Below are 12,716 nucleotides of genomic sequence, written 5' to 3' on the forward strand. Positions count from 1 at the left end.
GATATCAGGAATCTGATTTCAGCGCACTCCAAGCTGACATTTCCATACGCTAGAAAAACAAAAAGGCCCTCAAATGAGGACCTTTCATCAATCAAATAATCAAACCGAATCGCAGAAATAGAACGAGTTCGCCTGAGTTATTTTCAAAAAACGTTACGCGTAAACTGGTAGACGCTTACAAATCTCCAGAACTTTCTGTTTCGTCGCTTCGATAACTTCCTCGTTGCCGATGTTATCTAGAACGTCACACATCCAGTTTGCTAGCTCTTTCGCGTCATCTTCAGTGAAGCCGCGACGAGTGATTGCTGGTGTACCTACGCGGATACCAGACGTTACGAATGGGCTACGTGGATCGTTTGGTACAGAGTTCTTATTTACTGTGATGTTTGCTGCACCTAGTGCTGCATCTGCATCTTTACCTGTAATATCCTTGTCGATTAGGTCAACTAGGAATAGGTGGTTTTCTGTGCCGTTAGATACGATCTTGTAGCCACGCTCTTGGAATTGGCCAACCATTGCTTTTGCGTTTTTCACTACGCGAGCTTGGTAAGCTTTGAACTCAGGCTCCATTGCTTCTTTAAACGCTACTGCTTTACCAGCGATAACGTGCATTAGAGGGCCACCTTGACCACCAGGGAATACTGCTGAGTTCAGCTTTTTGTACATGTCTTCGCCCGCATTAGACAGGATCAGTCCACCACGAGGACCTGCTAGCGTTTTATGCGTCGTCGTTGTTACTACGTGAGCGTGTGGAACTGGTGTTGGGTATTCGCCTGCAGCGATCAAACCCGCAACGTGCGCCATGTCTACGAATAAGTAAGCATCAACTTTGTCTGCGATTTCACGCATGCGCTTCCAATCAACGATTTGCGAGTAAGCAGAGAAACCACCGATGATCATCTTAGGCTTGTGCTCAAGTGCTAACTGTTCCATCTCGTCGTAGTTGATTTGACCAGCTTCGTCGATACCGTAAGGAATCACATTGTAGTGCTTACCAGAGAAGTTAACAGGAGAGCCGTGAGTTAGGTGGCCACCGTGTGCTAGGCTCATACCTAGAACGGTATCACCTGGGTTTAAAAGCGCCATGTAAACTGCGCTGTTTGCTTGAGAACCTGAGTGAGGCTGTACGTTCGCGTACTCACAACCAAACAGTTGGCATGCACGATCGATAGCGAGTGCTTCAGCTTTATCTACGTACTCACAACCGCCGTAGTAACGCTTGCCTGGGTAGCCTTCCGCGTATTTATTCGTTAGCTGTGAACCTTGCGCTTCCATTACACGTGGACTTGTGTAGTTTTCAGAAGCGATAAGTTCAATGTGTTCTTCCTGGCGAAGGGTTTCTTCCTGGATAGCTGCGAACAGTTCCGCATCGTAATCTGCGATGTTCATATCACGCTTAAGCATCTGTATCTCCTGACTCAGATTGGTACTGAAAGTTGCAAAAAAACTGAATAATGACCTAACGCAAACGTTTTCGTCACTCTAATAGCGCGCATTCTACAGAATTTGATCTAGGTCATAAAGAGAAATTTACAATTTTCTCATGCAGTTTTTTCATGATGACAAGTAAAAAATATCATGCCGATATGGCAAGCACTTCGCCATGTTTGATTAAGTGTCAATTTTGCGCTTTACACCCTGTAAAACAACAATTACATAGGTTTACCGCAAATTTTACCCTCTAGCTACCGAAAAGGTCACCTTTTTACTACTATGCATGCCCAATTTATCTCCAATGACTGCACATTAGATGGAAAAACACTCAAGAAAAGAAGACTGGATAGCAATTCTTACGGGGACCTTTTTGGTTGCTCAAGGCGTTTTTTTTCTCCAATCCGCCAACCTCTTAACTGGGGGCACAACTGGATTGGCTCTGCTTATTAGCCAATTTACACCTTTTACCTTTGGCGTGCTGTACTTTTTAGCCAACAGCCCTTTTTACTTATTGGCTTGGAAACGTTTTGGCCGTCATTTTGCGATTAACAGTGCCATTTCTGGTGCTTTGGTTTCTATCTTTGCCGATAATCTGTATTTACTGATTTCACTGGAATCTATCAATGAGATTTACTGCGCCGTATCTGGTGGGCTCTTGATGGGCTTGGGAATGCTGATCCTATTCCGCCACCGCTCTAGTTTAGGTGGCTTCAACGTACTGTGCTTATTCATTCAGGACAAGTTTGGTATCTCGGTAGGCAAATCTCAGATGGCGATAGATGCTTGTATCTTGTTTGCGTCTTTCTTCTTCGTCACTCCGTGGGTTATCGGCTTGTCGGTTCTTGGTGCCTTTGCGCTAAACCTTGTCCTTGCGATGAACCACAAACCGCATCGTTATTCTGTAAGCTACGGTTCATAAGACTTAAAGACAAAAAGGCTTTGGGGAGCACTCCAAAGCCTTTTGTTTAGGACCGGAATCTTTAGGGGAAGCTTAATTTTTACTCTTCAATCAGCAAGATGCGAGTTTCGTAAGGACGCAATACTTGGTGATTAGAAGCAATCGCGCTGGTCGCATTTTGATAGTTGGAAAGCAGGTTCTTTGCTTTTCTCATATCAAAACGATCTGGTAATACGCACTCCACTTCTTCACCGTAGTAGTTGTTGATACATAGCAGCGTTTGTTTATCGTTCTGACGAGCGTAAGCAAAAATACGTTTGTGCTCTGGCAGCAAGTCCTCATAACGACCATCAGTGATCACCGGAACCTGTTTACGCAGTTCAATCAAGCGCTTGTAGAAGTAGAACACCGAGTTCAAATCGGCAATCACGGCTTCCGCGTTGATCTCAGAATAGTTCTGAGCCACTTCTAACCACGGCGTGCCTTCAGTAAAGCCCGCATGTTTCGCGCTGTTCCATTGCATTGGCGTACGTGAATTATCACGCGATTTCTGCGCCAAAATCGCCATCATATCGTCGTGAGATACGCCATCGCGATTGACCATAATGTCGTACATGTTCGTGCTTTCAACATCACGATATTGGCTGATTTCGGTGTAACCCGGGTTGGTCATGCCGATCTCTTCACCTTGATAAACATAAGGCGTCCCTTGCATCATGTGTACCGATGCCGCAAGCATTTTGGCAGATTCAACACGGTATTGTTCGTCGTTACCTAATCGGCTCACAACGCGTGGTTGGTCGTGGTTACACCAAAATAGTGCGCCCCACCCTTTTCCATTTAAGCCGGTTTGCCAATGGTTGAAGATCTGTTTCAGTTGGATGAAATCAAACGGCGCTTTTGTCCACTTATCACCATTCGGGTAATCGACTTTCAGGTGGTGGAAATTGAACACCATCGACAGCTCTTTGCCATCTTGCGCTGAGTATTGCTGACAATGCTCTAGTGTAGTGGAAGACATTTCACCCACCGTCACGCTGCCGTACTTTTGGAACACAGCTTCGCTGATCTCTTGAAGGTATTCGTGCACGCGAGGACCGTCAGTGTAGAAACGGCGACCATCACCAATATCGTCACTTGGGAAATCTTGCTGCTTAGAAATCAGGTTGATAACGTCAAGACGGAAACCATCGACACCTTTCTCTGCCCAGAAGCCGATGACTTCTTTTACTTCCTCACGTACCACTGGATTTTCCCAGTTTAAGTCCGCTTGTTCTTTAGCAAAAAGGTGCAAATAGTACTGACCTGTTTTTTCATCCAACGCCCAAGCATTACCACCGAACTTAGATTGCCAGTTGTTTGGCTCTGCGCCATCAACCGGATCTTTCCAGATGTAGTAATCACGGTAAGGGCTGTTTTTGTCACCCAATGCCGCTTGGAACCACTTGTGTTCCGTCGAAGTATGGTTGACCACGATATCCATGATGATTCGAATACCCAGTTGGTGAGCCTCTGCCAACAGGGTATCGAAATCTTGCATAGTGCCGAAATCTGGGTTGATCGTATAGTAATCGGAAATGTCATAACCGTTGTCGATCATTGGCGATTGATAAACCGGCGTCAGCCAAATCGCATCCACACCAAGGTGTTTTAGATAATACAGTTTAGAAATGATCCCTTTAATATCGCCCGTGCCTTTACTTCCACTGTCACAAAAGCTTTTTGGGTAAATTTGGTAGATGGTTGCGGTTTTCCACCAGCTCTCATCATGCTTGGTCATTGCCATTTCTAACGCTCACTTACCATTAAACGGAAACTTAAAAATCTTAAAAAAAATTGAGGAGATAAACGAGGCAGCCAAATCGCTGCCTCGGTTTGAATTACGCGTTAGCAATTTCTAACTCACCTTTCATTTGCGCACGCTTATACAGCACAAGCGTCAGTGCCACTGGGACCACAATCGCCACCAACATCGCTAGAGCAAAGACACCCCAGAACTGTGGTTGGATAGACAAGATGCCCGGCAAACCGCCCACACCGATACCGTTCGCCATCACACCTGCGCTGCCACAGATAGCAGCGGCAATCGCACTGCCGATCATTGCACTCAGCATTGGGAATTTGTATTTCAAGTTGATGCCGTACATCGCTGGCTCCGTCACACCAAGGTAAGCAGAGATAGCCGCAGGCACTGAGATATCGCGCTCGCCATGTTTTTTACTGATAATAATGATGCCGACTACCGCTGAAGCTTGAGCAATATTTGAAAGTGCAATCAAAGGCCAAATTGGCGTTCCGCCTAGCTCTTGCATCAGTTGAAGATCAACCGCGTTGGTGGTGTGGTGAATACCGGTAATCACCAATGGCGCGTATAGGAAGCCAAAGATGGTTGAGCCAATCATTGCGAAGTCACCCGTCATGGCTGCTTTTGCTGCGAAAGCAACGCCGTCACCCAACATACGACCGAATGGACCAATGATAGAGTGCGCAAGAATCACAGACACGATGATAGAAACAAACGGCACGACCACTAGGTAAAGGTAAGACGGAATAATGCGCTTTAAATTGGTTTCGATGAACGCCAAGGCAACGCCCGCTAACATCGCAGGAATCACTTGCGCTTGGTAGCCCACTTTCTCGATGGCGAATAAGCCAAAGTCCCATACTTCAGGCACTTGCTTACCAATTAGGTAGGCGTTCATTAACTGTGGCGAAACCAGTGTGACACCCAATGTGATACCCAGAATCGGAGTACCACCGAGTTTTTTCACTGTCGACCAACACACACCAACCGGTAGGAAGAAGAAGATTGCCTCCCCAATGAGCCATAAGAAAGAGTGTACCGTTGCCCAAAACTGGCTGATTTCCGTGAGCGTTTGGCCATCAAACATCTTGATGTCGCCAATCACGTTACGGAAGCCAAGAATTAGACCACCGGTGATGATCGCTGGTAGCAGTGGTACAAAGATTTCAGCAAGGTGGGAAATACCACGCTCAACGATGTTCATGTTTTGACGAGCGGCGTTCTTAGATTCATCTTTGCTCGCTTCACTTTTACCGCTTAGCTCGATCAGTACCTTGTATACCTCATCGACTTCCGTGCCGATCACCACTTGGAACTGACCTGCGTTGGTAAAGCAGCCTTTAACCATAGGTAGTGCATCTAACTGTTTGGTATCGGCTTTGTCAGTGTCATTCAACACGAAACGCAAGCGAGTTAAACAGTGGCTTACACTGGCAATATTGTCCGATCCCCCGACCAACTCAATAAGACGCTGTACATCTTGACGCGCAATCTTACTCATAACTTTGTCCACCCTGTATTGGATACATTCAATTCATCGTTTTATTTTTATAATGGGAACATTCCCACTTGATGATTTTAATAGTGCCATTTCGCATTCAAAAATAAAATGGGAACAGTCCCATTAATTGAGAATGATCACAGTATAATTTTAGAGCAGATCATCGAAAGGAGGATTAACGACAGATAGGCTGCTGGGTGAAGTGCACCACAGAATCATCGCCATTTAGTTGATTAATCAGCATGTTAGCGGCTTTTTCACCGGCATGAGAGTAGCCAGGATCCACACTAAAGACATTCGGGAAGAGAAAAGAAAGTAATTCATTGCCACCCACACCAGTGACCACCACATCTTCACGCCCCATTTCTTGCAGACGTTTAATCACACCGAGAGCGATGGTGTCACTGGCACAAGCGATGGCTTGCGTATCGGATTGAAGGACTTGATCCACCAGCTGATAAGCACTTTCATGGTTGAGCTTGCCGGTTTGAAAACAAGGTTCGATGCGCTTTTGCTCACACCAAGATTGGTAAGCATTAAGGCGAGCAAGACCCGTGGTGCGGTCTTCTGGATCAACACCAATATAAGCAATGCGAGAAATAGACTGTTGTTCCAGATGGGAAAGCGCCATGTCGATAACGCCTTGGTTATCGTAGTTGATCGAGGAAACCATTTGCGTGTCCATCGCGATCACGACAATGCGATTGCCCCACTCTGCCAAGGCTTTTTCGTCACATCCGGTAAAACCAAAAACAATCACCCCGTCAACATTGCGACGTTTAAGCACATTTAAGTGTTCATTGGTTTTATCACGATCGAATTGGCTTTCCATGATCACCACGTCATACCCTGCCGAGTACAAGGCATTCAACATGGTACCGACCGCGCGGTTTTCTGATGGAGAGTCCAAACGAGAGATGATCACACCGACCACCTTTTGACTACCGCCACGCATTGACTGTGCCGATTTTGATGGCATATAACCGGACTCATGAATGATTCGTTCCACTTTCTCACGCGTTTGTGGTTTTACCTTGGGATCATTGGTAAGCACACGGCTGACCGTCGATTTTCCTACGCCAGCCAATTTCGCGATATCAAGAATAGTGAGTTTTTTGCTCATAAGTGATCAAACTAAAAGAGGGAGTCAAACAAAAGGGAAGCACTGGCCTCCCTTATCTCAATGAATAGTAAAAATTACTTGTTTAGGTACGCAGGAACATCTGCAATGCTATCAAGTACAACCGTAGCTAACGCTTCACCTTGTTCTGTAACAGGCTTTCCTGTACGTACCAAAATCTTGGTGCCAACGCCTGCCGCTTCAGCTGCCATCATATCTTCAGCTTTATCACCAATCATCACTGATTTCGCCATATCGATTTTCAAGAAATCGCGTGCAGAAATAAACATCCCTGGTTTTGGCTTGCGACAATCACAATCTTGTTTGTATTCACCAACGCCATGTTCTGGATGATGTGGACAATAATAAAAACCATCGAACTCGACGCCATTGTCAACGAAGTTCCAGTCCATCCATTGAGTTAATGATAAGAAACGATCTTCACTGTATTTACCGCGTCCGATACCTGATTGGTTCGTCACTAGTACTAGTAGGTAGCCTTGATCTTTTAGCGCTTTTGTCGCCTCAAACACACCGTCAATGTACTCAAAATCATGCTCATCATGAACGTAGCCATGATCAACGTTAATTACGCCATCACGATCGATAAAAACAGCTGTTTTGCCAAAACGTATTTCTCTATTTACTCGGTTTGATTAGATTATTACATACCTTATACGCTTCAACACTATCTAATTCATGTTAAAGCAGGACAAAACTATTGATTTATTGCTTGAGAATCTGTAAATCTGAAAAGCAACACTTCTCTCTTACATCTCCTCCCCCTTAGTAACATCCCTTACAAAATAGTAACCAGAAGTTTTAGACGTCTAGACGTAAAAATATCTATTGACTTCATTTCGCTTACCCCATAGCATCAACTGAGAATTGAGATAAAGTTCAAAATTTACTCCTGTTAAAAGCCGTTTTTAACAGTGAAGTTCCCAGTATCTCTGTGCAGGTTGAAACATGATAGAAATAAAAAACGTCAATAAAGTGTTCTTCCAAGGCAGTAAGGAAATTCTTGCCCTTAAGGACATAAATTTAGATATCGCTAAAGGGACTATCTTTGGTGTTATCGGCGCATCGGGCGCGGGTAAAAGTACCTTGATCCGCTGTGTCAATATGCTGGAAGCCCCGACCTCAGGCTCCATTATCGTTGATGGCGTTGACCTAACTAAACTCGGTAAAAAGCAACTGAGTGCAACCCGCCGCAACATTGGGATGATCTTCCAACACTTTAACCTGCTGTCATCTCGTACCGTTTTCGACAATGTGGCTCTCCCTCTTGAGCTAGCAGGCAAAGAGAAATCGCAAATCACAACAAAAGTGACGGAGCTACTTAAACTGGTTGGCCTTTCGGACAAGCACGAGAGCTACCCTGCAAACCTAAGTGGCGGTCAAAAACAGCGTGTGGCAATTGCACGTGCTCTGTCTTCTGATCCAAGTGTTTTGTTGTGTGACGAAGCGACCAGCGCACTGGACCCAGCGACAACGCAATCCATTCTAGAACTACTAAAAGAAATCAACCGCAAACTTGAGATCACCATTCTTTTGATCACCCACGAAATGGAAGTGGTGAAAAGCATCTGTCATGAAGTGGCGATCATCGGTGATGGCGAATTAGTTGAAAAAGGTACAGTCGGCGATATCTTTGCACATCCTAAAACGGAACTCGCACATCAGTTCATCCGCTCAACGTTGGATCTTTCAATTCCAGAAGACTATCAAGTTCGCTTACAGGCGACACGCGTAGAAAACAGCTACCCTCTCGTTCGTCTTGAATTTACAGGCGCTACAGTGGATGCACCTCTCATGACGCAAATTGCTCGTAAATTTAATATTGATGTCAGCATTCTAAGCTCTGACCTCGATTACGCCGGTGGTGTGAAATTCGGCATGATGGTCGCGGAGCTGTTCGGTAATGAACAAGACGATAACGCAGCGATTGAATTCCTACGTGAACACAACGTGAAAGTAGAGGTACTTGGCTATGTCCTTTAATACGATTTCTGAATGGCTGAGCCTAAACAGCAACCTACTTCTGGGCGCAACTTGGGAAACCATCTACATGGTTGCCGTCGCGGGTATCGTCGGTTTTGCAGTGGGGATTCCACTCGGTGTCATTCTGCACACCACTAAAAAAGGTGGCTTACTCGAAAACACCAAACTGAACCGCGTACTTGGCGCGATCGTTAACATCGGTCGTTCGGTGCCTTTCCTCGTATTAATGGTGGCAATTATCCCGGTCACCAAGTTGTTAGTGGGAACGTTTATCGGTACAACCGCAGCCATTGTTCCATTGACTATTGGCGCCATTCCATTTGTGGCGCGACTGATTGAAGGTGCCTTATTAGAAGTACCGTCAGGCTTAGTCGAAGCGGCGCAATCGATGGGCGCGACACCTGTACAAATCATCACAAAAGTTCTGCTTCCCGAAGCGATGCCGACTATTGTTAACTCAGTAACGATTACCCTAGTCACTTTAGTAAGCTACTCCGCAATGGCAGGAACCGTTGGCGGCGGTGGTTTAGGTGACGTTGCGATCCGTTATGGATTCCACCGCTACGACATAGTGATCATGGCCGTAACCGTAGTAATGCTTATCGTACTCGTGCAAATTATTCAGTCTATTGGTGATGCAATCGTACGCCGCGTAGACCATAGATAAGAATTGAAAATACCAATTATAAGGAGATAAACATGAAATTTAGCCTTAAGAGTCTTTTGACTGTTGCAACTGCCGCTTCTGCACTGGTTCTTGCTGGTTGTGGTGAAAAGCAATCTGATGACAACAGCGTAAAAGTTGGCGTAATGGCTGGCGCAGAAGCTCAGGTTGCAGAAGTTGCTGCAAAAGTTGCTAAAGAAAGATACAACCTGGATGTCCAACTTGTCACTTTCACGGATTACGTGACACCAAACGCCGCATTGGATGATGGCTCCATTGATATTAACGCTTTCCAACATAAGCCATACCTTGATCAACAAGTCGAAGACCGTGGCTACAAGCTCGTGACCGCCGGCAACTCTTTTGTTTACCCTATTGCAGGTTATTCGAAACAAGTGAAGTCGGTTGACGAAGTTCAAGAAGGGGCAAGAATCGCGGTACCAAATGATCCAACTAACCTAGGCCGCTCTCTACTACTTCTAGAGCAACAAGGTTTGATTGAGCTGCGTGATGGCGTCGACCTACTAGCGACAGTACGCGACATCGTAGGCAACCCGAAAAACATCACTATCGTAGAACTAGATGCTGCACAACTTCCTCGCTCTCTTGATGATGTTGCAATTTCTATCATCAACACAACTTACGCCAGTTCTATCGATCTAACGCCTGAGCGTGATGGCATCTTCGTTGAAGACAAAGAGTCTCCATACGTAAACCTAATCGTAGCTCGTGAAGATAACGTTCAAGCCGCTAACGTACAAAACTTCGTGAAATCGTACCAAACAGATGAAGTTTACGAAGCAGCGAAAGACATCTTCAAAGGTGGTGTCGTTAAAGGTTGGTAATCCAACTCGAAAACACCTTTCAGAACGATAGCAAATAAAACAAAAGGGCTGATGTGGAAACATCAGCCCTTTTACTTTTCTTATTAATGTTAGGATCTGCGCTATTTTAAGCTACTTAATGTGGTCCCAAGAGATGTTAGAAACAATTCGGCAGTCATCACACTTGAAGTAAAAAATGTCATGCAAAGGCTCATCAAGTAACCACTCACCACCACATTTTGGACACTTGCGCGCCTTTTCTGTTTCAAGCGACTCACCACCGACTCGATATTGGTAATAATAGGTCGGGATCTTCGTGAGGTATTCAATACGACCACGTAAATCCCAACCTCGGCGGAACAACACACTGTCAGCATCACAAATTTCATGCAGCGCAGCGTGTTCAGCTCGGCATCCACCCGCCATTTGAATTTCATCACACGCTTGCCACTCGGTTTGCCACTTCACCACCGCTTTATGGTCACCGTTGAGTGTCGCCCCATTACGGTATAGCGGAATTGGCAACAACGTCTCACCACTGCGCAGCGGGGAACACGTATGAACGTAAGTAGTGTAAAGCACTTGCCAGCTCGGCGTTTCATCTTCTGCAGCTTCTTCTGAGTTCAAGTCACGACCTAACATGCGCATTTTCGGCGCAAGCAAAGACGCTTCTGACAAACGATTTAAGCAGACTTTGACGAAATCAGAATGGTAACGAGGGTGCAAGCTGTCTTGCTCTGGGCACACTACGCGCACATAAAACTCGCCATCTCCCATTACGATAGGAAACTCACGACCAAGGACCTGCCCGTTGTAACGCAGAGCATCCATCAAACCATTAATCGCTTTATCAACTGCGCTTACTGTGGTGTTATCAAAACATTCAAACTGCAACTCAACAACGTACATATTTACACCGCAGCCTCGAGTTTGTTTAGAAACTCAATCACATTGTCTGCAAGCACATCACGATTACTGGTGCCTAGACGCTCAAGAATCACATTACCCGTCAAGTTACAGATAGAAATGACATCCAACTCTGCATCTGTCACTGCAATAAATACTGTTGGCTTCAGTTTTAGGCGACGCTGAGTCACTAGGTGACCAAGTATGTTCTCTTGCAAGCGAGTAAAATCATCATCACTCCATACTTGCAATAGTGTTAGACCATTGCCTTGCCAAGTAGCGTCCATATCTGCACTGTATTGAGAGCCATAAAAAAGCTTGATGTCTTCATGTAGCGTGAGCTCAATACCATTCTCAACGTTAGTAAAATCCGCCACGTCTCCACGAGGACACACTTTCCATAATACAGCCTCATCACGTTTCTCTTCTACACATGGAGAAACAAGATCAGCAAGCTCTTCACTGCGTGGCAGTTCATTGTGCTCGTCTTGCCAAGCTTGTTGATAGCGCAGGCTAAACTCCAGTAGAGCCTGAGTAACGGTCTGGGTCATGAAAGTCTCCTCATTCCTTATTTATCAGATAGCGGTGTCTGCCAGATGGCAATTGTTCAGCGGATTAAGTAAAATTCTCGTCATTCTAATCGAAAATGACCACAAAGTATGAGCAAATATTCTGACGCTAAAGAGCTTGCTGGCCTGACTCTGGGTAAAAAGACCGAGTACGCAAACCAATACGATGCGAGCTTGCTGCAACCCGTTCCTCGCAGTCTAAACCGTGATGACTTAGAGCTAGGCGATAGCCTACCGTTTTTGGGCCATGACATCTGGACACTCTACGAACTTTCTTGGTTAAACGATAAAGGCTTACCTCAAGTTGCGGTAGGTGAAGTGTACATTCCTGCAACCAGCGCAAACTTGATTGAATCAAAGTCGTTCAAACTGTATCTAAACAGCTACAACCAAACGCGTTTCACAAGCTGGGAAGAAGTCACTGAGCGTCTCATTCAAGATTTGTCAGCATGCGCAGGCGAGCGAGTGCTTGTGGAAGTAAACCCGGTGAACCACTACACCAACCAACCTATCGTCACGATGGAAGGGGAATGTATTGACGATCAAGACATCGAAATCACTGACTACGAATTTGATGCCACATTACTTGAGGGGGCTGCAGGTGAAGAGCAGGTCGAAGAAATTCTTCACAGCCACCTATTAAAATCAAACTGTCTGATCACCAACCAACCGGACTGGGGTAGCGTCGAAATTCGTTACCAAGGGGCAAAATTAAACCGTGAAAAACTGCTTCGTTACCTCGTGTCTTTCCGCGAGCATAACGAATTCCACGAGCAGTGTGTTGAACGTATTTTCACTGACCTAATGAAATACTGCCAACCAAGTAAACTGACGGTTTTCGCACGTTACACTCGCCGTGGTGGCTTGGATATCAACCCTTACCGCTCAACTGAACAGGATAAGCCCACACACAATAATCGTATGGCTCGTCAATAATGCTCTAAAACACCCTGCAATGAGTTGGATTGCTGGGTGTTTTTCTCTAATATTGC

12 protein-coding genes are annotated in these 12,716 nt (G+C 45.5%); 5 read left to right on the forward strand and 7 right to left on the reverse strand.

The annotated features are described in order from the left end of the window. Positions 1-153 precede the first annotated feature (153 nt). Positions 154-1,404, reverse strand: a complete 1,251-nt coding sequence (gene glyA / locus KHN78_RS03885) for a serine hydroxymethyltransferase (protein ID WP_038886041.1) — start codon at positions 1,402-1,404, stop codon at positions 154-156. A 346-nt stretch (positions 1,405-1,750) separates the two neighbouring features. Between glyA and KHN78_RS03890 the strand changes: the two genes are divergently transcribed. Then, a complete protein-coding gene (locus tag KHN78_RS03890) occupies positions 1,751-2,353 on the forward strand; it encodes a YitT family protein (RefSeq protein WP_211919864.1) in 603 nt (200 codons plus the stop codon). A 79-nt stretch (positions 2,354-2,432) separates the two neighbouring features. Here the strand turns inward: KHN78_RS03890 and treC are convergent, their stop codons facing one another. The 4 genes from treC to gmhB form a co-directional block, all read right to left on the reverse strand. After that, positions 2,433-4,118 carry an alpha,alpha-phosphotrehalase gene (treC, locus tag KHN78_RS03895; RefSeq protein ID WP_211919865.1) on the reverse strand — a complete coding sequence of 562 codons (1,686 nt, stop codon included), beginning with the start codon at positions 4,116-4,118 and terminating at the stop codon, positions 2,433-2,435. Positions 4,119-4,212: 94 nt separating this feature from the next. Continuing rightward, positions 4,213-5,637, reverse strand: coding sequence for a PTS trehalose transporter subunit IIBC (gene treB, locus KHN78_RS03900; RefSeq protein ID WP_211919866.1), 1,425 nt, complete (start codon positions 5,635-5,637; stop codon positions 4,213-4,215). 175 nt (positions 5,638-5,812) lie between these two features. Continuing rightward, on the reverse strand, positions 5,813-6,760 hold the full coding sequence (gene treR, locus KHN78_RS03905; RefSeq protein WP_128811449.1) for a trehalose operon repressor TreR: 948 nt from the start codon (positions 6,758-6,760) through the stop codon (positions 5,813-5,815). A gap of 74 nt (positions 6,761-6,834) precedes the next feature. Beyond that, positions 6,835-7,392, reverse strand: coding sequence for a D-glycero-beta-D-manno-heptose 1,7-bisphosphate 7-phosphatase (gmhB, locus tag KHN78_RS03910; protein WP_211919978.1), 558 nt, complete (start codon positions 7,390-7,392; stop codon positions 6,835-6,837). 334 nt (positions 7,393-7,726) lie between these two features. Between gmhB and metN the strand changes: the two genes are divergently transcribed. The 3 genes from metN to KHN78_RS03925 are packed head-to-tail and all read left to right on the forward strand — an operon-like array spanning position 7,727 to position 10,270. Then, positions 7,727-8,761, forward strand: coding sequence for a methionine ABC transporter ATP-binding protein MetN (gene metN, locus KHN78_RS03915; RefSeq protein WP_211919867.1), 1,035 nt, complete (start codon positions 7,727-7,729; stop codon positions 8,759-8,761). After that, on the forward strand, positions 8,751-9,428 hold the full coding sequence (locus KHN78_RS03920; protein WP_128811452.1) for a methionine ABC transporter permease: 678 nt from the start codon (positions 8,751-8,753) through the stop codon (positions 9,426-9,428). Before metN ends, KHN78_RS03920 begins: the two co-directional genes overlap by 11 nt. A gap of 32 nt (positions 9,429-9,460) precedes the next feature. After that, positions 9,461-10,270 (forward strand): MetQ/NlpA family lipoprotein, encoded by an 810-nt coding sequence (locus KHN78_RS03925; RefSeq protein ID WP_211919868.1) that lies wholly within the window; start codon positions 9,461-9,463, stop codon positions 10,268-10,270. Between the two features lie 111 nt (positions 10,271-10,381). Here the strand turns inward: KHN78_RS03925 and KHN78_RS03930 are convergent, their stop codons facing one another. Continuing rightward, positions 10,382-11,158: a Zn-ribbon-containing protein gene (locus KHN78_RS03930; RefSeq protein ID WP_128811454.1), complete on the reverse strand. Its 777-nt coding sequence runs from the start codon at positions 11,156-11,158 to the stop codon at positions 10,382-10,384. A 2-nt stretch (positions 11,159-11,160) separates the two neighbouring features. Continuing rightward, positions 11,161-11,706: a SecY-interacting protein gene (syd, locus tag KHN78_RS03935; protein WP_211919869.1), complete on the reverse strand. Its 546-nt coding sequence runs from the start codon at positions 11,704-11,706 to the stop codon at positions 11,161-11,163. A gap of 108 nt (positions 11,707-11,814) precedes the next feature. Here syd and queF point away from each other — a divergent pair, with 108 nt between their 5' ends. Then, complete coding sequence (gene queF / locus KHN78_RS03940) at positions 11,815-12,660, forward strand: NADPH-dependent 7-cyano-7-deazaguanine reductase QueF (protein WP_211919870.1); 846 nt, start codon at positions 11,815-11,817, stop codon at positions 12,658-12,660. Positions 12,661-12,716: the final 56 nt, after the last annotated feature.

The sequence above is a fragment of the Vibrio sp. B1REV9 genome (assembly GCF_905175395.2).
Lineage (GTDB): Bacteria > Pseudomonadota > Gammaproteobacteria > Enterobacterales > Vibrionaceae > Vibrio > Vibrio alfacsensis.